The sequence below is a fragment of the uncultured Bradyrhizobium sp. genome, assembly GCF_964252615.1.
In the GTDB taxonomy this organism is placed as follows: Bacteria; Pseudomonadota; Alphaproteobacteria; order Rhizobiales; family Xanthobacteraceae; genus Bradyrhizobium.
Genome location: NZ_CAXUNQ010000030.1, coordinates 16,174 through 37,088, shown reverse-complemented (window position 1 = coordinate 37,088; position 20,915 = coordinate 16,174). Strand labels below are relative to the sequence as shown.

Sequence of the window (20,915 nt, the reverse complement as noted above, 5' to 3'; positions counted from 1 at the left end):
CATGGCCGCGGAACTGCAATTCCGCGACGTCACGCTGGGCTACGACCGGCACCCGGCGGTGCATCATCTTGACGGCGAGATCGCATCGGGCACGCTGCTCGCGATTGTGGGTCCGAACGGGGCCGGCAAATCCACGCTGTTTCGCGGCATTGTCGGCATTCTCAAGCCATTGGCAGGCTCGATCGGGCTCGGCGACATCGAGGCACGCGACATCGCTTACCTGCCGCAGACGGCGGATATCGACCGCAGCTTTCCGATTTCCGTATTCGATTTCGTCGGCACCGGGCTGTGGCGCAGCACCGGCCTGTTCGGCGGCATGGGCAAGCATGCGCAGCAGGGGATCACCCAGGCGCTGGCGGCGGTCGGCCTCAACGGCTTCGAGAATCGCAGCATCGGCACGCTGTCCGGCGGGCAGATGCAGCGCATGCTGTTCGCGCGCGTGCTGCTGCAGGATGCGCGCGTAATCGTGCTCGACGAACCGTTCAACGCCATCGACGCAAAGACCTCGGCCGACCTGCTGGCGCTGGTGCGGCGCTGGCACTCCGAGAAACGCACGGTGCTGGCGGCGCTGCACGACATGGATCTGGTGCGTGCCAATTTTCCCGACACCCTGCTGTTGGCACGCGCGCCGGTGGCATGGGGTCCCACCGCGCAGGTGCTGACGGCGGAGAATCTGAAGGAAGCGCGGCGGATGTGCGAAGCCTTCGACGACGGCGCCGCCGCATGCGCGGTGGACGCCGCGGCTTCGCAGGCCGCCTAATGCCGGCGATTTACGACGCGCTGATCGCGCCGTTTACCGAGTTCGAATTCATGCGCCGCGCGCTGGCCGGCATTGTCGCGCTGGCGCTTGGCGGTGCGCCGATCGGCGTATTCCTGATGCTGCGGCGGATGAGTCTGGTGGGTGACGCCATGGCGCACGCAATCCTGCCCGGCGCCGCGATCGGCTTCCTGCTCTCTGGACTGAACCTGTTTGCCATGACATTCGGGGGATTGATCGCTGGCTTTACCGTAGCGATCCTCGCCGGCGTGGTCGCGCGCACGACCGAGTTGAAAGAAGACGCGTCTTTGGCGGCATTCTATCTGGTATCGTTGGCGCTCGGCGTCACCATCGTGTCGATCAAGGGCACCAACATTGATCTGCTGCACGTGCTGTTCGGCAACATCCTGGCGATGGACGACCAGACTTTGCTAATAATCGCGTTCAACGCCACCATCACGCTGATCGTGCTGGCGGTGATTTACCGTCCGCTGGTGATCGAATGCGTCGATCCGGTGTTTCTGCGCACGGTGAGCGGCGCCGGCGCGCCGGCGCATCTGGCGTTTCTCGCGCTCGTCGTCATCAACCTCGTCAACGGTTTTCACGCGCTCGGCACGTTGCTGGCGGTGGGCCTGATGATCCTGCCTGCCGGCATCGCGCGGTTCTGGTCGCGCGACATCACCGGCATGATCTGCATCGCCGTCGCAAGCGCGATGCTGTCAGGATATGCGGGCCTGGTGCTGTCATTTCAGACCAAAGTGCCGTCGGGTCCCGCGATTATCCTGGTTGCGGCTGTATTCTACGTTTTTTCGATTTTGTTCGGCAATGTCAGCGGCTTACTGCGGACAATGTTTCCCCGCCGGCATCTTGAGGCATGACAAGGGCGAACTGGCGGCGGTTTTGTGTCCTGGCAATCGGCGCGCTCGCGATTTCCGTCGGCGCTGCGATCCCCTTACAGGCGCAGGACAAAATCGATGTCATCGCGAGTTTTTCGATTCTGGGCGATTTCGCAAGCAACGTCGGCGGCGACCGCACCCGCGTCACCACCCTGGTCGGCGCCGACAGCGACGTGCACGTCTACACGCCGGCGCCGGCGGACGCAAAAAAAATTGCGGGTGCGAGGCTCCTGATCATCAACGGCCTCGGCCTCGAAGGCTGGCTGCCGCGGCTGGTGCAATCGTCCGGAGGCAAGGCCGCGATCGCCACGGCGACCACGGGCATTCCGGCGCGCAAGTCAGGCTCCGGCGCCGACCCGCACGCGTGGCAGTCGGTCGCCAATGCGAAGATATACGTGACCAATATTCGCGACGCGCTTGCAGCCGCCGATCCGGCAGGTGCGGAAATCTACCGCGCCAATGCCGACGCCTATCTCGCCAACCTCGACGCGCTGGATCGCGAGGTGCGGGAAGCGATAATGCAAATCCCCTCGGCGCGGCGCAAGGTCATTTCCACCCACGACGCGTTCGGTTATTTCGCCGATGCCTACGGGGTCGCATTCATCGCGCCGCAGGGTGTTTCGACCGAATCCGAGGTCAGCGCACGCGACATCGCGGCCGTCATTATTCAGATCAGGGCGGGAAAAATCCCAGCGGTCTTCCTTGAGAATATCGTCGATGTCCGGCTGATGCGCCGGATCGCCGAGGAAACGGGCGCGAGGATCGGCGGAAGGCTCTATTCCGACAGCCTGACCGGTGAAAAGGGCGATGCCCCCACTTACATTGAGTTGGTCAGGCACAATATAAAGGTGCTGACGAGCGCGCTGACGAATTAGGGCAGGGGCCTCCCTGCTGCCGGTGCGTTCCATCCCGCCCGGAGTGATCATGCCCGAACTGACGTCCCAGAAAATTCCCGTGACGGTGCTGACCGGCTATCTCGGCGCCGGCAAGACCACGCTGCTCAACCGCATCCTGTCGGAAAACCACGGCAAGAAATACGCCGTCATCGTCAATGAATTCGGCGAGATCGGCATCGACAACGACCTGATCATCGGCGCCGACGAGGAAGTGTTCGAGATGAACAACGGCTGCGTCTGCTGCACGGTGCGCGGCGACCTGGTCCGTATCCTTGACGGACTGATGAAGCGCAAGGGCAAGTTCGACGCCATCATTGTCGAAACCACGGGCCTGGCCGATCCGGCGCCGGTGGCGCAGACCTTCTTCGTCGATGAAGACGTGCAGAAAAACGCGCGGCTCGATGCCGTGGTGACGGTGGCGGACGCCAGATGGCTGAGCGAGCGCCTGAAGGACGCGCCGGAGGCCAAGAACCAGATCGCATTCGCCGACGTGATCGTGCTCAACAAGACCGACCTCGTCTCCAAGGCGGAACTCGCCGAAGTCGAGGCGCGGATTCGCGGCATCAACCCTTACGCGAAATTGCACCGCACCGAGCGTTGCCAGGTCGCGCTGTCCGACGTGCTGGAGCGCGGCGCATTCGATCTCGACCGCATTCTCGAGATCGAACCGGATTTTCTCGAAGCCGGAAACGGGCACGATCATGACCACCATGGCCACGATCATCACCACCACGATGACGGCCATGCGCACGGCGGGCTGAAGCACTACCACGACGAAGACATGCAATCGCTGTCGCTGCGCTCGGTCAGGCCGCTCGACGCCGCCAAATTCATGCCATGGCTGCAGCACCTGGTCGCCAGCGAGGGCCAGAAGATCTTGCGCTCCAAGGGTATCCTGGCCTTCCGCGGCGACGATGACCGCTATGTGTTTCAGGGCGTTCATATGATGCTGGAAGGCGACCATCAGCGCGCCTGGAAGGACGGCGAGCCGCGCGAAAGCCGCCTCGTCTTCATCGGCCGCGAATTGCCCGAGCAGATGATCCGCGAGGGCTTTGAGAACTGCATCGCCGCGTGATGACAGCGTTCGATCCGCCCGGACAATCCGCCTCCATCGTTTCGGTCACCGACCGGGTGCGGCCGGTTGCGATCGGCGCGGCTGTCATTGCCGTGTATTTCCTGGGCGAGAAGGCGGTCTTTGTCGGCGCCGAGGAAAGCGTCGCGCTGGTCACCGCCGCGGGCGAAATCTCCCGCGTCGCGGTGCATGGCGGCGGTATCTTATGTGCAGCGTCGGATGGCGGCCGCATCGTCATGGGCGGCGATGACGGCAAGCTCGTCGGGTTTGACCATCAGAGCGGTGTAACGACGCTCGCCATCGACGGGAAACGCCGCTGGATCGACAATGTCGCGGTCCATCCCGAGGGCGCCGTGGCATGGTCGGCCGGCAGGACCGCGGTCGTGCAAAACCCCAAGGGCGAGCAGAAATCCTTTGAGGTCCCCTCGACCGTCGGCGGGCTTGCGTTCGCGCCGAAGGGCATGCGGCTTGCGATCGCGCATTACAATGGCGTGACGCTGTGGTTTCCCAACATGGCGGGAAGTGCGCAATTCCTGGAATGGGCCGGCTCGCATCTCGGCGTCGTGTTCAGCCCGGACAACAAGTTCCTGGTGACCGCAATGCACGAGCCGGCGCTGCACGGCTGGCGGCTGGCCGACAACCGTCACATGCGCATGACCGGCTACCCCGGCCGGGTGCGTTCGCTGTCCTGGAGCGCGGGTGGAAAATCGCTCGCCACCTCCGGCGCCGACACCGTCATCGTGTGGCCGTTCGCCGGCAGGGACGGCCCGATGGGCAAGGAGCCCACGATGCTGGCGCCGTTGCAGGCCCGCGTTACTGCGGTCGCATGCCATCCGAAGCAGGATATTCTCGCCGCCGGCTACAACGACGGCACGATCCTGATGGCGCGGATGAACGATGGCGCCGAGATCCTGGTGCGCAGGAACGGCAGCGAGCCGGTGGCGGCGCTGGCATGGAATGCCGCGGGTACGATGCTGGCGTTTGCCGCCGAAGACGGCGATGCGGGGTTGCTGGAACTGTAGCGGGATCTGGCTGGCGTCGCGCCGGGAACTTTGTGTTCCCGCCTCCGTTGAATCCGCGGACAAGATCAGGGTGAGAATCATGACCCCGGACCAAAAAACACGCGCTTACCGGAAGGAATTGCTCCTCGCGGGCGTGATGGTCACGGCGGGGCTTATTATGTCGGGAGCCTCGCTGGTGGCATTGGCGAAGCCCCACCACGCGCAGATAGCGCAGGCCACGCAGCCGCTGCAGTCCACGCCGGGCGCGGAAAGCAAACCGTCGGCGCCTGCCGAGCCTGCAACGACCGGCACACGGCCGGGCGACGTTTCACCGGAGCCAGCGCGTCCGGTTCCCGAGGCGCAGAAGGCCGGAGCAAATCCGGCGCTGCCGCCCGCGCCGGCCGAGAAAACCGCCGCGCCGATCAAGGAAAGATAGCAGGTAGGGCAATAGCGAAGCGTAGTGTGCCGCTTTCGGGTCGCAACGGGCGGATTACGCCCCGCTGATCGGTCTTATCTGACCAGCACGTTTTTGAACTGCCAGGGATCGCTGGTATCAATGTCTTCCGGAAACAGTCCCGGGCGATCGGTCAGCGGCGTCCAGTCGGTATAATATCCTTTTACCGGCCCTAGATACGGCCGCTGGATTTCAAGGCAGCGCCGGAAATCCATCTCGTCAGCTTCGACGATGCCTTCGTTCGGATTTTCCAGCGCCCACACTATGCCGGCCAGCACCGCCGAGGAAACCTGCATGCCGGTGGCGTTCTGGTAGGGCGCGACCTGCCGGGTTTCCTCGATGGAGAGCTGCGAGCCATACCAGTAGGCATTCTTGGCATGGCCATAGATCAGCACGCCGAGTTCGTCGATGCCGTCCTCGATCTCGTTCTCGTCCAGGATGTGCCAGTCCGGCTGCATCCGCCCCGTAGCGCCGAACATCTCGTGCAGCGACAGCACGGCGTCGTTGGCCGGGTGGTAGGCGTAATGGCAGGTCGGGCGGTAGACCACGTGCTGGCCGTCGCGCACGGTGAAATAATCGGCGATCGAGATCGACTCGTTGTGGGTGACCAGAAAGCCGTATTGCGCTTTTGGTGTCGGACACCACGAGCGCACGCGGGTATTGGCGCCGGGCTGCAAGAGGTAGATCGCGGCCCCGCAGCCGTGCTCGTGCGTGCGGCCATTGTCGGGCATCCATTTTTCATGGGTGCCCCAGCCGAGCTCGGCCGGCTGCATGCCCTCGGAGACAAAGCCTTCCACCGACCAGGTATTGACGAACACGTTCATCAGCTTCGGCTTCTTGGAGCGCTGGGTGTCGCGTTCGGCGATGTGAATGCCCTTGACGCCGAGCCTGTGCGCAAGCTGGCCCCAGCCTTCGCGGCTCTTCGGCTCGTTGAACTCGGTATCGGTGTCACGGGCGATGTCGAGCAGCGCCTGCTTGACGAACCACGACACCATGCCGGGATTGGCGCCGCAGGTAGACACCGCGGTCGGCCCGCCCGGGCTCTTGTGCTTGGCGGCGAGCAAGGTTTCGCGCAGCGCGTAATTCGAGCGCGCCTCGGGGCCGGCGCTCCTGTCGAAATAGAAGCCGAGCCAGGGCTCCACCACGGTGTCGATGTAGAGCGCGCCGATCTCGCGGCACAGGGTCATGATGTCGACCGAGGAGGTATCCACCGAGAGATTGACGCAGAATCCTTGGCCGCCGCCGGCGGTCAAGAGCGGCACCAGCACTTCGCGGTAGTTATCCCTGGTGATCGCCTGCTTGATGAAGCGCACGCCGTGCCTGGTCGCGATCTCGCCATCCTCATGCGGATCGATGATGACGAAACGCTGCGTGTCGTAATCGAAATGCCGTTCGATCAGCGGCAGCGTGCCTTTGCCAATCGAGCCGAAGCCGATCATCACGATGGGGCCGGAAATCTTCGCATGGATTTGCGAGGCGGGGATGGGCATCGGTGATATCTCCGGGGAACGATAAACATGGCCGCGCGGGACCGCGTGGCTTCAAGACTATACTTGGAGGGCTAAATCAAGCCGCGTGTGCGGCAACCCGGCGCTGTTTCGCGATCCGGCGCGGCGCCGCCGCCCCGGTAGGCACGATCAGACCGGACGCCCCGTCGAGCGCGCCCGTGCGCAGCTCAAGGCCGAGCAGCCGGTCGCGTTCGAACGGGCCCGGCAGCGACAGTTCGGCGGTCTTCGCCGCGGTGAATCCGAAGCGGACGTAATAGGTCGTGTCGCCGAGCAGGATCACCGCGCCATGGCCGCGCGCGGTCGCCGCGGCCATGGCGTGACGCATCAACGCGGCGCCGATGCCGAGCGCGCGGCAGGACGGATCGACCGCGAGCGGTCCGAGCACCAGCGCAGGCTTGCCGCCGGCGCTGACGTGCCACAACCGCACGGTGCCAACGAGCTTGCCGTTGCGCACCGCCGAGAAGGCAAGGCCTTCGGCCGGCGCGCGCCCGGCGCGCAGGCGCTGGCAGGTGCGCAAGGCGCGGTTCGCGCCAAAGCACACGTCGAGCAGCGCTTCGCGCGCGGCGGCGTCCGAGGCGCGCTCGCCGCGGATCGCGAACGGGGCGGCGTCGAGATGGAGGGCAACGGGTGTCTTCCGGAAAGCAGTCATGGCACGTCAGTCTCTCTACATTCTCGATCGTCGTTGCCGGGCTTGACCCGGCTGGATGCACACATCTCATCGTCATTGCCGGGCTCGACCCGGCAATCCATCCGCTTCGAAACGACTCTTGCGAAGATGGATGGATACGCGGGTCAAGCCCGCGTATGACGAGATGTGTGATCGAGCCCGGGTATGACGCCGTTTTCATCCTTCGAAGGCGCGCAAGCGCGCGGCTCCTGAGGATGACGGTCCCGTTCTTGTTCTTGGGAGGAGAGGGGGAGCCGGCGCGCCGGCTCCCGGTCGTTCAGATATGATATGTCTTCAAGGGCGGGATGCCGTTGAAGGCCACCGACGAATAGGTCGAGGTATACGCCCCGGTGCCCTCGATCAGCAGCTTGTCGCCGATCTCGAGCGTGACCGGCAGCGGGTACGGCGCCTTCTCATACAAGACATCGGCCGAATCGCAGGTCGGACCGGCGAGAATGCAGGGCGTCATCTCCGCGCCGTCATGCGGGGTGCGGATCGCATAACGGATCGACTCGTCCATCGTCTCGGCGAGGCCGCCGAACTTGCCGATGTCGAGATAGACCCAGCGCGCGTCGTCCTCGTCGCTCTTCTTCGAGATCAGCACCACCTCGGTTTCGATGATGCCGGCGTTGCCCACCATGCCGCGGCCCGGCTCGATGATGGTTTCGGGAATCGCGTTGCCGAAGTGCTTGCGCAGCGCGCGGAAGATCGACCGGCCGTATTGCACGACCGGAGGAACGTCCTTGAGGTACCGCGTCGGGAATCCGCCGCCCATATTGACCATGGTGAGGCTGATGCCGCGTTCCGCACAGTCGCGGAACACCGTCGAGGCCATCGCCAGCGCGCGGTCCCACGCCTTCACCTTGCGCTGCTGCGAACCCACGTGGAACGAAATGCCGCAGGGCTCCAGGCCGAGACGCTTGGCGAGGTCGAGCACGTCGACCGCCATCTCCGGATCGCAGCCGAACTTGCGCGACAGCGGCCACTCGGCGCCGGCGCAGTCGTACAGAATGCGGCAGAACACCTTCGATCCCGGCGCGGCGCGCGCGATCTTCTCGACCTCGGCGGAGCAGTCGACCGCGAACAGCCGGATGCCGAGCGCGAACGCGCGCGCGATATCCCGCTCCTTCTTGATGGTGTTGCCATAGGAGATCCGCTCCGGCGTCGCACCGGCGGAAAGCGCCATCTCGATCTCGGCTACCGTCGCGCAGTCGAAGCAGGAGCCCATCGAGGCCAACAGGTTAAGCACCTCCGGCGCCGGGTTTGCCTTCACCGCGTAGAACACGCGTGAATCCGGCAAGGCCTTCGCAAAGGTCTGGTAGTTGTCGCGCACGACGTCGAGGTCGACCACGAGGCATGGCTCGGTGTCCTGGCCCTCGCTGCGGCGGTTGCGCAGGAATTCCTGAATACGGTCGGTCATGGATAGCACCTCCCGAACGGCCTTTGCGACAAGGACACGTTCAAAAACGATCTCGGACCTAAGCGCTGGCGATGCCGCACGATGGAGACGCGACAACGCCTTGAACTCAGACCGACTGTGCTGCCGTGGATTGGTTGGGAGTGATCCCGCCCGCACACCTGGCAATGAAGGACAAGCCTCTTCGGTATTCGCGCTGGCTGGTGGAAAGCCAACAGAGACCAAAAAAGCCCGATCCGTCGTTGCTTTAAGTCGCGTCCCCCGTTGAGAACGAGGTGCGCCGGTTCGCCTCCGGCTGCCAGTCACGGTTGCAAGGAGGTGAAGTCGCCTTCAACGGCATCTCTGGAGAGAGATGCTGGCCTCCCAGTCTCGGTCGACCCGACCGACTGAAGCGACCCTCGGCTTCTTCATCCCTTGGCGGCTGTCCGGCCTCTTGTCCGGATACCTACCGACTGACACACGACCACAGGCACGTGCGAAATTGGGCAAGAGTGCACATAGGTGGTTTGAGTCTGCTTCGCAACGTTTTTTTTAAAGAGCAGGCCGTTTTCTTCACAACGTCATTCAGACGACACAGCGCGCGCGCCGAACGTGAACGGATGTTAAGCTTCTTTAACGAAGCGTAACCGGTTCGCCGCGACGGAGATTTGTTTGACGCCTGTGCCGCAGTGGTTTCTCTCGCGCGCCAAACTCCATCGTTGTCCACGCGGAGGCGCGAGGCGTGCACATAGCTCTGGCGTCACTGCCGGGCTTGACCCTACTGGATTCACACATCTCATCATACGCGGGTCAAGCCCGGCCATGACGGCCAAGATGGGTGCATATGGCCGGGCTCGTCCCGGCCATCCACATCTTTGCTCCACATCAGAAAGAAAGACGTGGATGCCCGGTACAAGGCCGGGCATGACGGCGAGATGTGTGCATCCAGTAGGGCTGACCTGATCCATCCGGTTGGAGAAATCCTTCCGAAGATCGATGGATACGCGGGTCAAGCCCGCGTATGGCAAGATATGTGGATGCCCTGCGCCTGCGCAGGGACGACAAATTCACGCCCGCCGCGTGAACGGTTCGATGCGCTGGGCGGTGCGGATGAAGGCGGCCATGATGACAACGCCGAGCGCGAACAGTACCGCCTGCAGGATGTGCGCGCCGAAGTCGTCGAGCCCGAACAGGATCGCCAGCGCCCAGCCGCCGGCGAAGGCCGCACCAAACACCTCGGCGCCGATCAGGATGGCGGCGGAGATCACGGTGATGACCGTGGGCCACACGATCTGGCGGGCGGTCGGGCTGGTTTGGGCGCTCATGGGTCAGGGGTCCTGTTGCGGGCGCAATCTCTATGAAAAGCCTGACCTGTTCAAGGCCGGTTTCGTGCCTGGACGCAGCTTTGACCGTCATTGCTTTGCTTGACCCGGCAATCCATCCCCTCCGAAAGGACTCTTCCGAAGATGGATGGATACGCGGGTCAAGCCCGCATATGACGCCACATTTTCGCGCTGCATCGCGCCCGGGACATGGGGAAACGGGCGCAAAAAAGCCCCATCGCGTGCTATATGTTCCCCGCTGAATCTGCCGGTGAAACAGGATTTTTCATGTCTGACGCACGCGAATCGACCGCCACGGTTTCCGCTTCCGAAAATCCGCTGCTAAAACCCTGGCAGACGCCTTTCGAAACGCCGCCGTTCACCGAGTTTGCGCCGGAGCATTTCCTCCCTGCCTTCGAGCAGGCCTTCGCCGACCATGCGGCCGAGATCGCCGCCATCACCCACGATCCGGCGGCCCCGGATTTTGCCAACACCATCACCGCGTTGGAGCGCTCGGGAAAACTGCTCTCGAAAGTGTCGGCGGTGTTTTACGACCTGGTGTCGGCGCACTCCAACCCGGCGCTGCTTGAGATCGACAAGGAAGTAAGCTTGCGGATGGCGCGGCACTGGAACCCGATCATGATGAACGCGGTGCTGTTCGGCCGGATCGCCTTGCTCCGGGACAACCGCGCCACGCTCGGCCTGACCGGCGAGCAGGCGCGCCTGCTGGAGCGAACCTACACCCGCTTCCACCGCTCCGGCGCCGGTTTGGACGAGGCCTCGAAAGCGCGGATGGCGGAGATCAACGAACGGCTGGCGCGTCTCGGCACGGCGTTCGGCCACCACTTGCTCGGCGACGAACAGGACTGGTTCATGGAGCTCGGCGAGACCGATCGCGACGGCCTCTCGGATTCGTTTGTCGCCGCCGCCCGGGCCGCGGCCGAGGAGCGCGGCATGGCCGGCAAGGCGGTGATGACGCTGTCACGCTCCTTCGTCGAACCGTTTTTGAAAAGCTCTACCCGGCGCGATCTGCGCGAAAAGGTGTTCAGGGCCTTTACCGCGCGCGGCGACAACAACAACGCCAACGACAACAATGAAACCATTGTCGAGATTCTCAGGCTGCGCGAGGAAACCGCCAAGCTGCTGGGCTTCCCGACCTTTGCGGCCTACCGGCTGGAAGATTCCATGGCCAGGACGCCGGAGGCGGTGCGCGGCCTGCTGGAGCGGGTGTGGAAACCGGCCCGCGCGCGGGCGCTGGCTGACCGCGACGCGCTGCAGGCGCTGGTGGCCGAGGAGGGCGGCAATTTCGCGCTGGCGCCATGGGACTGGCGCTTCTACGCCGAAAAGCTGCGGCAGCGCCGCGCTGATTTCGACGACGCCGCGATCAAGCCTTATCTCGCCCTCGACCACATGATCGACGCCGCGTTCGACTGCGCGCATCGGCTGTTCGGCCTCAGCTTTGCCGAGCGCCGGGATATTCCGGTCTGGCATCCCGACGTCCGGGTCTGGGACGTCAAGGACGCCGCGGGAAACCACAAGGCGCTGTTCTATGGCGACTACTTCTCGCGGCCTTCGAAGCGTTCCGGGGCCTGGATGACCTCGCTGCGCGACCAGCAGAAGCTCGACGGCGATGTCGCGCCGCTGATCATCAACGTCTGCAATTTCTCGAAGGGCGCGGACGGCGAGCCCTCGCTGCTGTCGCCGGACGATGCGCGGACGCTGTTCCACGAATTCGGCCACGGCCTGCACGGCATGCTGTCGGACGTCACCTATCCGTCGCTATCCGGCACCTCGGTATTCACCGACTTCGTCGAGTTGCCGTCGCAGCTTTACGAGCACTGGCAGGAGCAGCCGCAGGTGCTGCGCCGGTTCGCGCGGCATTACCAGACCGGCGAGCCGCTGCCCGACGACCTTTTGAAGCGTTTCATTGCCGCGCGAAAATTCAATCAGGGTTTTGCCACCGTGGAGTTCGTCTCGTCCGCGCTGATCGACCTCGAATTCCACACCCAGCCGGCGAGCGCCAGCCGCGACGTGCGGGCGTTCGAGCGCCGGGAGCTTGAAAAAATCGGCATGCCGGCGGAGATTGCGCTGCGGCACCGGCCGCAGCAGTTCGGGCACATCTTCTCCGGCGATCACTATGCGTCCGGCTATTACAGCTACATGTGGTCCGAAGTGATGGACGCCGACGCCTTCGGCGCGTTCGAGGAGGCCGGCGATATCTTCGATCCGGCGGTCGCCAAACGTCTGCATGACGACATCTATGCGTCCGGCGGATCGCGCGATCCCGAAGACGCCTACATCGCCTTCCGCGGCCGCGAACCGGAACCCGAAGCGCTGCTGCGGCGCCGCGGGCTGCTGGATGTGCCGGAGGCGGCATGATGTCGTCATTGCGGGCGAAGCGAAGCAATCCAGCGGGCCGCAAGCGAAGGCTGGATAGCTTCGCCGCTGCGCTCCTCGCAATGACGGTGGCGCTTGCCGCAGGTCCCGCCTTCGCCCACCCCCATGTCTGGGTCACCGCGGCGAGCGAATTGATCTATGCCGCAGATGGCTCGATCTCGGGCGTGCGCCATGCCTGGACCTTCGACGACATGTTCTCGACCTATGCGCTGCAGGGCATCGAGAGCAAGACCAAGGGCGCCTATACCCGCGCGGAACTGGCGCCGCTGGCGCAGACCAATGTGGAGTCGTTGAAGGAGTTCGGCTTCTTCACCTTCGCCAAGGCCGACGGCAAAAAGGAAAAGTTCCTGGACCCGGTCGACTACTATCTCGAGCATAAGGACGGCGCGCTGGTGCTGCATTTCACGCTGCCGTTCAAGACGCCGTTCAAAACCAGACAGCTCGCGCTCGACGTGTACGACCCGAGCTTCTTTGTCGACTTCTCGCTGGCCAAGCAGGATCCGGTCCGGCTGGTCGGCGCGCCTTCGTCCTGCTCGCTTGCGATCCAGCGGCCGAATGACGGCGCGGCCGGAGCGCAGAAGCTCAACGAGCAGACCTTCATGAACGGCGAGAACTCGAACTACGGCGCGATGTTTGCCAACAGGATCACGGTGGATTGTCCATGAGTGAAGCGCGGCCGACAGTCAGGTTCGTCATGCCCGCGCTTGTCCCGGGCATCCACGTCTTGACGGGGCCGCCGCAAGAACGACGTGGATGGCCGGGACGAGCCCGGCCATGACGAGGCAAAACGGGATCGCACTAACCGCTGCCGCGATTGTAGTGCTGGCATTCGTCTTCGGCTCCGCCTCGCACCCTTCGTTCGCCCAAAATCCCTTCGGCGCGCCGCGCACAGCGCCCGATGCGCAGCTCGGCGGCATTCTCGGCTGGCTGCTTTCAAAGCAATCCGAATTCTATCGCGAGATGTCCTCGACCATCCGTGCGGCAAAATCCGACGGCAGCGCGGTGTGGAGCTTGCTTGCGATCTCGTTCGGTTACGGGATTTTCCACGCCGCCGGACCCGGACACGGCAAAGCGGTGATCTCGTCGTATCTGGTTGCCAATGAGGAGACCGCAAGGCGCGGCATCGTGCTGTCGTTTGCGTCCGCGCTGCTGCAGTCGCTGGTCGCGGTGGCGATCGTCGGGGTCTGCGCCTGGCTGCTGAACGCCACCGCGAAAACCATGTGCGGCGCCGAGCGCGTCATCGAAATTTCGAGCTACGCGCTGATCGCGGCGTTCGGCGCCCGCCTGGTCTGGACCAAGGGCGGCGGTTTTTTTCGCGCGCTGCAGGCGCGGCATCCGGCGGCGCGTCATGACCGTCATCACGGGCGTCACCACCATGCTCACGATGACCACGTGCACGACGCACATTGCGGCCATTCCCACGGTCCGACGCCGAACGAACTCGCCGGTCCCGGCGGATGGCGGCGCGGGCTGGGCGCCATTGCCGCGGTCGGCATCCGGCCCTGCTCGGGCGCGATTCTGGTGCTGGTGTTCGCGCTGGCGCAGGGGCTGTTCTGGGCCGGCGTCGCCGCCACCTTTGCGATGGGGCTTGGCACCGCCATCACGGTGGCGACCATCGCCGTCATCGCGGTGTCCGCCAAGGATCTCGCGCGGCGATTGAGCGCCGGCAGCGAAGGCGGCGGCGCGCTGGTGGCGCGCGGCGTGGAATTCGGCGCCGCAGGACTGGTGCTGCTGCTGGGAGCGGGGCTGCTCGCGGGCTATGTCGCGGCGGAACGGGTGACGTGCTTCTAGAATTTGCGTCATACGCGGGGCTTGACGCCGCCACAGAACGGGTCAGACGGGCACCGAGCTCCTTATCATCGGCAGAAAAAATATCCCCACATTGATCACGAACCCGATGCCCCACAGGATCGAGCGGAGCGTCGGCCGGTCGCCGAGATAGGTGAAGACGTAGGCGATCCGCACGATCAGAAACAGTACCGCCAGTTCATTGACGAGGTTCTGCGGGCTGCCGCGAAATTCGGCCAGCAGCACGGCGACGGCGAAAAACGGGAACGCCTCGATGCCGTTCTGATGCGCGCCGAGCGCGCGGGCCCGTAGCGGCTCACTGTAAAAGGCGGGGTCGCGCGGATTGGCGTTGTCGAAGCTGCGAAACCCGAGCCACTTGATCGGCGCGATCGTCGCGAGATAGAGCATCACGCTTGCAAAAACGCACCAGTCGGCGATCGTCATGGCTCCCCCCGGGACCGCGTGACCTTAGCGAAACGCGCGTTATCTTGACAAGGTCGGCGCAACGCGCGAAGCCATTGAAATCATGAGCGTGGTCGTGCCCATCGGAAAAGCTTTGACCGCGGCCGAGACGAGGCCGGAACGCGTCGGTGTGCTGCTGGTCAATCTCGGCACGCCGGATAGCGCCGACACGCGCGGCGTGCGCGTCTACTTGAAGGAGTTCCTGTCCGATCCGCGGGTGATCGAAAACCAGGGCTTGCTGTGGAAGCTGACGCTGAACGGCATCATCCTGCGCACCCGCCCGAGCCGCAAGGCGCGCGATTACCGGAAAATCTGGAATACCGAGAAGAACGAATCGCCGCTGAAGACCATTACGCGCGCGCAGTCGGAAAAACTGGGCGGCGCCATTGCCGGGCACGATCACGTCGTCGTCGACTGGGCGATGCGCTACGGCAACCCGTCGATCAAGTCGCGGATCGACGCCTTGACGGCGCAGGGCTGCAGCCGCCTTCTGGTGGTGCCGCTGTATCCGCAATATTCCGCGGCGACGTCGGCCACCGTATGCGATGAGGTGTTTCGCGTGCTCGGCGCGATGCGCGCGCAGCCGACCTTGCGGGTGACCCCGCCGTATTACGACGATCCCGGCTATATCGAGGCGCTGGCGGTTTCGATCGACGCGCATCTTGAGACGCTCACCTTTAGGCCCGAGATCATCGTGGCGTCGTTCCACGGCATGCCGCAGAAATATATCGACCAGGGCGACCCCTATTCTGCGCAATGCATGGCAACCACCGCGGCGTTGCGCGCGCGCATGGGGCTCGACGCGTCGAAGCTGATGCTGACCTTCCAGTCGCGCTTCGGCTTCGACCAATGGCTGCAGCCCTATACCGACAAGACCATCGAGCAACTGGGCAGAGATGGCGTGCGCCGCATCGCCGTCATCACTCCCGGTTTCTCGGCGGATTGCCTGGAGACGCTGGAAGAGATCGCCCAGGAAAATGCCGAGATTTTCGCGCATGCCGGCGGCGAGCAATTTGCCGCCATCCCCTGCCTGAACGACAGCGATTGCGGCATGGATGTGATTCGCCGGCTGGTGCTGCGCGAACTGCAGGGGTGGATTTAGCCGCCGCCCTCACGGCGTCGGCATTGCCGCGCTGACGGCACTGTGGTGAGAGCGTCTCGAACCTTGCATTCCGAATCGGCGACTTATGTTAAACCGCGCGGCGGCAACTCGCGCCGGCGTCCAACAGGTGTGCCCCGGGGGAATTAGATGACCGGTTTCGACATTTTCGCCATCGCTTTCGTGCTCCTGATCATCCTGACGCTGTTTGCCGGCGTCAAAACCGTGCCGCAGGGGTATGACTGGACCATCGAGCGGTTCGGCAAGTTCACCCGCACGCTGTCGCCGGGGCTGAACATCATCATCCCGTATTTCGACCGGGTCGGGCGCAAGATGAACATGATGGAGCAGGTGATCAGCATTCCGGAGCAGGAGGTGATCACCAAGGACAACGCCACGGTGACGGTCGACGGCGTGGCGTTCTTTCAGGTGTTCGACGCCGCCAAGGCAAGCTACGAGGTGTCGGATCTCAACCAGGCCATCATCGTGCTGACCATGACCAACATCCGCTCGGTGATGGGCGCCATGGACCTCGACCAGGTGCTGTCGCATCGCGACGAGATCAACGAACGCCTGCTGCGCGTGGTCGATGCGGCGGTGTCGCCGTGGGGACTGAAGGTCAATCGCATCGAGATCAAGGATATCGTGCCGCCGGCGGATCTGGTGGAAGCCATGGGCCGCCAGATGAAAGCCGAGCGCGTCAAGCGTGCGGATATCCTGCAGGCCGAGGGCCAGCGGCAATCGGAAATCCTGCGCGCCGAGGGCGCCAAACAAGGACAGATCCTGCAGGCGGAAGGCCGCCGCGAAGCCGCATTCCGCGACGCCGAGGCGCGCGAACGTTCCGCGGAGGCCGAAGCCAGGGCGACGCAGATGGTTTCCGAGGCGATTGCGAAGGGCGACGTCGCCGCGTTGAACTATTTCATTGCCGACAAATACATCAAGGCATTCGGCCAGCTTGCGGATTCGCCGAACCAGAAGATCATCATGCTGCCGGTCGAGGCCATGAGCATGCTGGGTTCGCTGGCCGGCATCGGCGAAATCGCGAAAGCGACATTCGGCGAAAGCGCGGCATCGGCGCAGGCCGCGACGCGGCGCGGATCGGTGCCAAGCGCGGGCTCGCCGCCGATACCGCCGCAACGCTGAGGATAACATGGCCGGGATGTTCGTGACCCTTGGCGGCTGGAACTGGCTGATATTCGGCCTGCTGCTGATGGGCCTGGAGTTGCTTGCGCCGGGCGTCTTCATGTTCTGGCTTGGGCTTGCCGCATTGCTGGTCGGGCTGTTGTCGTTCGCCATCGCGCCGTCGTGGCAATTGCAGCTGTTGATGTTCGCGGTCTTCGCCGCAGCCGCGGTGCCGCTGTGGCGCCGCGTTGCGCGCAATCCTACCGCCGCGAGCCCGAGCAATCCGTTCCTCAACAAGCGCTCGGATGCGCTGGTCGGCCGGGTGTTCACGCTGGAAAAACCGATCGTCGACGGCTTGGGCACGGTGCGGATCGACGATACCGTCTGGCGCATCGCCGGCCCCGACGCGCCCGCCGGCAGCCGCGTGCGGATCGTGCATGCGGATGGCGCCAGTCTGACGGTGGCGGCGGCGTAAGGCCGCAGGGTGGGTCGGCGCCGAAGGCGCGTAACCCACCAGTTGGCGCCAGGTGCAAGTCGCTCCGGCGGGTTACGGCGCTGCGCGCCTGACCCACGCTACGATTCCCTAAGCTACCCCGGCCCTCAGCACGTCGTGCACATGCACGATTCCCACCGGCTTGTTGCCGTCGGCCACGATCAGCACCGTCACCGCCGGCTTGGACGAGTTGATCGTATCCAAAAGCTCGATCGCCAGCGTATCGGGCGAGGTGGTCTTCGGATTTTTCGTCATCACCTCGTCGACGGCGGCGGCCATCAGATCGGGCCGCATGTGGCGGCGAAGGTCGCCGTCGGTGATGATGCCGACCAGGTCGCCGCTCGAATCGACGATGCCGACGCACCCGAAGCCCTTCGACGTCATCTCCACCAGCGCGTCCGACATCCGGGTGCCCAGCGGTTTGAGCGGCACGGCGTCACCGGTGTGCATCAGGTCGCGCACGAATTTCAGCATCGCCCCCAGCTTGCCGCCGGGATGCAGCACGCTGAAATCTTTTCGCGTAAAACCGCGGCCTTCCAGCAGCGCGATCGCGAGCGCATCGCCCAGTGCCAGCATCATCACCGACGACGTCGTGGGGGCAAGGTTGTGCGGGCAGGCCTCGGGCGCCTTGGGCAGGGTCAGGGCCACGTCGGCCGCTTTGCCGAGGGTGGAGGAGGAGTCGGCGGTCATCGCGATCAGCCGGATACGGAATCGTTTGGCGTAAGTGATGAGGTTTTTCATCTCCGGCTGGTCGCCGGACCAGGACAGCGCCAGGATGACGTCGTCCGGCGTGATCATGCCGAGGTCGCCATGGCCGGCTTCGGCGGCATGGACAAAAAAGGCCGGCGTTCCGGTGGAGGCGAAGGTCGCGGCGATCTTGCGGCCGATGTGGCCGGATTTGCCCAGGCCCGTGATGATCAATCGCCCCTTGGCATCGCGGATCAGGTCGGCGGCGCCGGCAAAGGCGGGGCCAAGATCGGATTGCAGCGCTGCGGCAAGCGCGGTGATGCCGCTGCCTTCCGCATCCAGGGTGCGCAGCGCCGACTGCACGGCGGCGTCGGGTTCCGTCGCGGCGGATGTCGCGGCTCGCGATTTCGATGTGGCCATGCCTGGTTCCAATAGTTTGCCGCGTCATGCACGGGCCTGATCCGCGCATCCATCCTCTTCGTGAAGCCCTTCTTACGAACGGGCTTGACCCGGCATGACGGCCCTCGGGGTTCGCCTCGCGGCCGTTCTAGCACGGCCGCACATCCGATGCGACGCGAGGCCGGGGCTCTCAACGGCTCATTAACCATAATTGTTTTAACTCCATTAACGACGATTTCGCGGGCGTGTTCGCGCGCATCCCGGACCCGTCGGCATTTGATTGATTTCGTTGGAGTATTTGAAGCCGTGATGTCGGGTCCAGCAGCGAGCCGCCACCAGCGCGTAGCAGCCCTACGCACGCTTTTGCCATGCCTTGTGGTGATCGCCCTGCAAACCGGCCGCGTGGAGGCGCAGACCCTGACCAGCGATCTCTTCCGTCCGGTGCGCGACGGCTTCGTGTCGCCGCAGGATTCGCCGCTGCGCAAGACCGGCTATAATATCGCACAATCCACACCCGACGATCGCAACAACTCGAGCGACAACCGCCTGCGCAATCCCGACGCGCCGGCATCCTCGCGGATCGGCAATATTCCGAGCTATGGCCTGCCCGCGGCGAGCGGCGCCTCATCGTCCGGTTACGACTCGCTAAACCGCAAGCGGCAAAAGGCGAAACTCTATCCGGGGCAGCCGAAGCCCAAGCTGGCGGGCCCCGGCAATCGCCCGCCGGTAGGGCCGGTCCCCGATCCCCGATTGCCGCCGCCGCGTTTGCCGCAGCCGCCATCGGCGACCGCCAACCGAACGCCGATCCCGCCGGCGATGGCCGGTACCGTGCCCGGTCAACCCACCCGCAAGCGGCTGAAGGTCGACGACGATCCGTTCGGCGCGGTCGGCGATTACTATGGCAGTTTTCTGGTCAAGACCGCGGTCGAATTCATGGGCGGCTACGACAGCAATCCCGGCCGCACCTATGTGCCGCGCGGGTCGCCGCTCTACGTGGTGGCGCCGGAATTGCTGGTGGTTTCCGATTGGGAACGCCACGCATTGATAGCCGATCTCCGCGGCTCGTTCACCGGCTACAGCCAGACCTTTCCGCCGGCCGACGGCACCGTCTCGTCCGCGCCCGTCAATGTCGACCGGCCGGACTTTACCGGACATGTCGATGGCCGTCTCGACGTGACGCGTGACACAAGGCTGCTCGGCCAACTGCGCCTGCGCGTCGCCACAGACAATCCCGGCAGCCCCAACATCCAGGCGGGCCTCGCCAGATACCCGATCTATACGACGCTCGGCGGCACTTTTGGGGTCGACCAGAATTTCAATCGGCTGCAAGTGTCGGCGGGCGCCACCGTCGATCATACCACCTACCAGAATTCCGTGCTCACCGACGGCTCCATCGCCAACAACGACGACCGCAACTTCAATGCCTATGGCGGCATCGCCCGCGTCAGCTACGAGGTGATGCCGGGCCTTAAACCGTTCGGGGAGATCCAGGGCGACACCCGCGTGCATGAGCTAATGGTGGATCGCGCCGGCTATGCGCGCGACTCCAATGGCGGTTATATCAAGGGCGGCACCAGCTTCGAATTCACCCGGCTGCTTACCGGCGAAGCCTCGATCGGATGGGCCGAGCGCAGCTACACCGATCCGCGGCTGAACCGGCTGCAGGGATTGCTGACCTCGGCATCGCTGGTCTGGGCGGCGACCCCGCTTACCACGGCGAAATTCTATTCCGACACCGTCATCGGGGAGACCACGCTGCCTGGCGTCTCCGGTGTGCTGACGCATCTCTACACGTTCGAAGTCGATCACGACTTCCGCCGCTGGTTGACCGCGGTCGGCAAGTTTACCTTCGGCACCTCGGCCTATCAGGGCGACGCGCGTTTCGACCATCTCTATTCGATCTCGGGCGATCTGATCTACAAGCTCAGCCGTGACGTCTGGGCCAAGGCCACCGTGCGACGGGATATCCTGGACTCCAACCAGCCGGGATCGAGCTCGGCGTCGACGGTGGTAATGCTGGGGGTAAGGCTGCAAAGGTAGCCCCCGTCATTGCCGGGCTTGACCCGGCAATCCATCCCCTTCGAAACGACTCTTCCGAAGATGGATACGCGGGTCAAGCCCGCGTATGACGCGGCGTATGGTGCTGCGCCTGCGCTGCTACTTCATCCGTCTGAACCGCACCTGCTTGCCGTCCGCCAGCCGAGTCGCGATGTAGCCCGCTTCGATGCAGGCCTCGCGCTGCGGCATTTTCTCCTGCGGGCTGCGCAGCGTCTCCCACCACGACGCGCGATGCGCCGCGCGGGGCAATGCGGCGTCGATGATCTCCTCGATCTGATCGAAGGAGAGTGTGAATTCGGGCAGCTTCCGGGATTTGAGGTAGTCGCGCAGGGCGGAGTAGTCGTTCACGGGTGCGTCTCGGTAATGTTCAATCCCGTCATACGCGGGCTTGACCCGCGTATCCATCCTTCGGAAAGAGCCTTTCGAAGAAGATGGATCGCC

At 64.2% G+C, this 20,915-nt stretch carries 20 protein-coding genes; 13 read left to right on the top strand and 7 right to left on the bottom strand.

What is annotated here, in order from left to right; all coding sequences use genetic code 11:
- Nucleotide 1 precedes the first annotated feature (1 nt).
- The 6 genes from ACFE72_RS15510 to ACFE72_RS15485 all read left to right on the top strand — a co-directional run bounded on the left by ACFE72_RS15510 (nt 2) and on the right by ACFE72_RS15485 (nt 5,058).
- Complete coding sequence (locus ACFE72_RS15510) at nt 2–760, top strand: metal ABC transporter ATP-binding protein (RefSeq protein WP_375413999.1); 759 nt, start codon at nt 2–4, stop codon at nt 758–760.
- Nucleotides 760–1,635 (top strand): metal ABC transporter permease, encoded by an 876-nt coding sequence (locus ACFE72_RS15505; RefSeq protein ID WP_375413998.1) that lies wholly within the window; start codon nt 760–762, stop codon nt 1,633–1,635. Before ACFE72_RS15510 ends, ACFE72_RS15505 begins: the two co-directional genes overlap by 1 nt.
- Nucleotides 1,632–2,528 (top strand): metal ABC transporter solute-binding protein, Zn/Mn family, encoded by an 897-nt coding sequence (locus ACFE72_RS15500; RefSeq protein ID WP_375413997.1) that lies wholly within the window; start codon nt 1,632–1,634, stop codon nt 2,526–2,528. The genes ACFE72_RS15505 and ACFE72_RS15500 overlap by 4 nt, the downstream gene beginning before the upstream one ends.
- Before the next feature lie 49 nt (nt 2,529–2,577).
- Nucleotides 2,578–3,624 carry a CobW family GTP-binding protein gene (locus tag ACFE72_RS15495; RefSeq protein ID WP_375413996.1) on the top strand — a complete coding sequence of 349 codons (1,047 nt, stop codon included), beginning with the start codon at nt 2,578–2,580 and terminating at the stop codon, nt 3,622–3,624.
- Nucleotides 3,624–4,643, top strand: coding sequence for a WD40 repeat domain-containing protein (locus ACFE72_RS15490; protein WP_375414021.1), 1,020 nt, complete (start codon nt 3,624–3,626; stop codon nt 4,641–4,643). The genes ACFE72_RS15495 and ACFE72_RS15490 overlap by 1 nt, the downstream gene beginning before the upstream one ends.
- A 79-nt stretch (nt 4,644–4,722) precedes the next feature.
- Nucleotides 4,723–5,058, top strand: a complete 336-nt coding sequence (locus tag ACFE72_RS15485) for a hypothetical protein (protein WP_375413995.1) — start codon at nt 4,723–4,725, stop codon at nt 5,056–5,058.
- 74 nt (nt 5,059–5,132) lie between these two features.
- Here the strand turns inward: ACFE72_RS15485 and ACFE72_RS15480 are convergent, their stop codons facing one another.
- The 4 genes from ACFE72_RS15480 to ACFE72_RS15465 all read right to left on the bottom strand — a co-directional run bounded on the left by ACFE72_RS15480 (nt 5,133) and on the right by ACFE72_RS15465 (nt 9,972).
- Nucleotides 5,133–6,566 (bottom strand): homospermidine synthase, encoded by a 1,434-nt coding sequence (locus tag ACFE72_RS15480; protein ID WP_375413994.1) that lies wholly within the window; start codon nt 6,564–6,566, stop codon nt 5,133–5,135.
- Between the two features lie 76 nt (nt 6,567–6,642).
- Nucleotides 6,643–7,233 carry a GNAT family N-acetyltransferase gene (locus ACFE72_RS15475; protein ID WP_375413993.1) on the bottom strand — a complete coding sequence of 197 codons (591 nt, stop codon included), beginning with the start codon at nt 7,231–7,233 and terminating at the stop codon, nt 6,643–6,645.
- A gap of 295 nt (nt 7,234–7,528) precedes the next feature.
- Nucleotides 7,529–8,671, bottom strand: coding sequence for a type III PLP-dependent enzyme (locus ACFE72_RS15470; protein WP_375413992.1), 1,143 nt, complete (start codon nt 8,669–8,671; stop codon nt 7,529–7,531).
- 1,043 nt (nt 8,672–9,714) lie between these two features.
- Nucleotides 9,715–9,972 carry a hypothetical protein gene (locus ACFE72_RS15465; protein ID WP_375413991.1) on the bottom strand — a complete coding sequence of 86 codons (258 nt, stop codon included), beginning with the start codon at nt 9,970–9,972 and terminating at the stop codon, nt 9,715–9,717.
- A 285-nt stretch (nt 9,973–10,257) separates the two neighbouring features.
- Here ACFE72_RS15465 and ACFE72_RS15460 point away from each other — a divergent pair, with 285 nt between their 5' ends.
- The 3 genes from ACFE72_RS15460 (at nt 10,258) to ACFE72_RS15450 (ending at nt 14,157) form a co-directional block, all read left to right on the top strand.
- On the top strand, nt 10,258–12,348 hold the full coding sequence (locus ACFE72_RS15460) for a M3 family metallopeptidase (RefSeq protein ID WP_375413990.1): 2,091 nt from the start codon (nt 10,258–10,260) through the stop codon (nt 12,346–12,348).
- A gap of 80 nt (nt 12,349–12,428) precedes the next feature.
- Entirely contained in the window at nt 12,429–13,031 is a 603-nt protein-coding gene (locus ACFE72_RS15455; RefSeq protein ID WP_375414020.1) for a DUF1007 family protein, read from the top strand.
- 109 nt (nt 13,032–13,140) lie between these two features.
- A complete protein-coding gene (locus ACFE72_RS15450; protein WP_375413989.1) occupies nt 13,141–14,157 on the top strand; it encodes a nickel/cobalt transporter in 1,017 nt (338 codons plus the stop codon).
- A 42-nt stretch (nt 14,158–14,199) separates the two neighbouring features.
- On the opposite strand, the gene ACFE72_RS15445 is transcribed toward ACFE72_RS15450, so the two are convergent.
- A complete protein-coding gene (locus ACFE72_RS15445; RefSeq protein ID WP_375413988.1) occupies nt 14,200–14,598 on the bottom strand; it encodes an MAPEG family protein in 399 nt (132 codons plus the stop codon).
- Between the two features lie 82 nt (nt 14,599–14,680).
- On the opposite strand from ACFE72_RS15445, the gene hemH reads away from it, so the two are divergent.
- From hemH to ACFE72_RS15430, 3 genes are all read left to right on the top strand, one after another.
- Entirely contained in the window at nt 14,681–15,718 is a 1,038-nt protein-coding gene (gene hemH, locus ACFE72_RS15440; protein WP_375413987.1) for a ferrochelatase, read from the top strand.
- Between the two features lie 147 nt (nt 15,719–15,865).
- On the top strand, nt 15,866–16,858 hold the full coding sequence (locus ACFE72_RS15435; protein WP_375413986.1) for an SPFH domain-containing protein: 993 nt from the start codon (nt 15,866–15,868) through the stop codon (nt 16,856–16,858).
- Nucleotides 16,859–16,865: 7 nt separating this feature from the next.
- On the top strand, nt 16,866–17,312 hold the full coding sequence (locus tag ACFE72_RS15430; RefSeq protein ID WP_375413985.1) for an NfeD family protein: 447 nt from the start codon (nt 16,866–16,868) through the stop codon (nt 17,310–17,312).
- A gap of 108 nt (nt 17,313–17,420) precedes the next feature.
- On the opposite strand, the gene ACFE72_RS15425 is transcribed toward ACFE72_RS15430, so the two are convergent.
- Nucleotides 17,421–18,437: an SIS domain-containing protein gene (locus ACFE72_RS15425; RefSeq protein ID WP_375413984.1), complete on the bottom strand. Its 1,017-nt coding sequence runs from the start codon at nt 18,435–18,437 to the stop codon at nt 17,421–17,423.
- Between the two features lie 285 nt (nt 18,438–18,722).
- Between ACFE72_RS15425 and ACFE72_RS15420 the strand changes: the two genes are divergently transcribed.
- Nucleotides 18,723–20,456: an outer membrane beta-barrel protein gene (locus tag ACFE72_RS15420; protein WP_375414019.1), complete on the top strand. Its 1,734-nt coding sequence runs from the start codon at nt 18,723–18,725 to the stop codon at nt 20,454–20,456.
- Nucleotides 20,457–20,573: 117 nt separating this feature from the next.
- On the opposite strand, the gene ACFE72_RS15415 is transcribed toward ACFE72_RS15420, so the two are convergent.
- The gene (locus tag ACFE72_RS15415) at nt 20,574–20,822 is read right to left on the bottom strand and encodes a hypothetical protein (protein ID WP_375413983.1); all 249 of its coding nucleotides are present in this window, start codon (nt 20,820–20,822) and stop codon (nt 20,574–20,576) included.
- Nucleotides 20,823–20,915 lie beyond the last annotated feature (93 nt).

Coding starts and splice junctions, on each gene's coding strand:
- hemH (WP_375413987.1), top strand. CDS start 14,681: ATGAGCGTGGTCGTGCCCATCGGAAAAGCTTTGACCGCGGCCGAGACG.
- ACFE72_RS15465 (WP_375413991.1), bottom strand. CDS start 9,972: ATGAGCGCCCAAACCAGCCCGACCGCCCGCCAGATCGTGTGGCCCACG.
- ACFE72_RS15450 (WP_375413989.1), top strand. CDS start 13,141: ATGACGAGGCAAAACGGGATCGCACTAACCGCTGCCGCGATTGTAGTG.
- ACFE72_RS15435 (WP_375413986.1), top strand. CDS start 15,866: ATGACCGGTTTCGACATTTTCGCCATCGCTTTCGTGCTCCTGATCATC.
- ACFE72_RS15510 (WP_375413999.1), top strand. CDS start 2: ATGGCCGCGGAACTGCAATTCCGCGACGTCACGCTGGGCTACGACCGG.
- ACFE72_RS15480 (WP_375413994.1), bottom strand. CDS start 6,566: ATGCCCATCCCCGCCTCGCAAATCCATGCGAAGATTTCCGGCCCCATC.
- ACFE72_RS15495 (WP_375413996.1), top strand. CDS start 2,578: ATGCCCGAACTGACGTCCCAGAAAATTCCCGTGACGGTGCTGACCGGC.
- ACFE72_RS15505 (WP_375413998.1), top strand. CDS start 760: ATGCCGGCGATTTACGACGCGCTGATCGCGCCGTTTACCGAGTTCGAA.
- ACFE72_RS15470 (WP_375413992.1), bottom strand. CDS start 8,671: ATGACCGACCGTATTCAGGAATTCCTGCGCAACCGCCGCAGCGAGGGC.
- ACFE72_RS15455 (WP_375414020.1), top strand. CDS start 12,429: ATGACGGTGGCGCTTGCCGCAGGTCCCGCCTTCGCCCACCCCCATGTC.
- ACFE72_RS15460 (WP_375413990.1), top strand. CDS start 10,258: ATGTCTGACGCACGCGAATCGACCGCCACGGTTTCCGCTTCCGAAAAT.
- ACFE72_RS15445 (WP_375413988.1), bottom strand. CDS start 14,598: ATGACGATCGCCGACTGGTGCGTTTTTGCAAGCGTGATGCTCTATCTC.
- ACFE72_RS15490 (WP_375414021.1), top strand. CDS start 3,624: ATGACAGCGTTCGATCCGCCCGGACAATCCGCCTCCATCGTTTCGGTC.
- ACFE72_RS15425 (WP_375413984.1), bottom strand. CDS start 18,437: ATGGCCACATCGAAATCGCGAGCCGCGACATCCGCCGCGACGGAACCC.
- ACFE72_RS15485 (WP_375413995.1), top strand. CDS start 4,723: ATGACCCCGGACCAAAAAACACGCGCTTACCGGAAGGAATTGCTCCTC.
- ACFE72_RS15500 (WP_375413997.1), top strand. CDS start 1,632: ATGACAAGGGCGAACTGGCGGCGGTTTTGTGTCCTGGCAATCGGCGCG.
- ACFE72_RS15430 (WP_375413985.1), top strand. CDS start 16,866: ATGGCCGGGATGTTCGTGACCCTTGGCGGCTGGAACTGGCTGATATTC.
- ACFE72_RS15475 (WP_375413993.1), bottom strand. CDS start 7,233: ATGACTGCTTTCCGGAAGACACCCGTTGCCCTCCATCTCGACGCCGCC.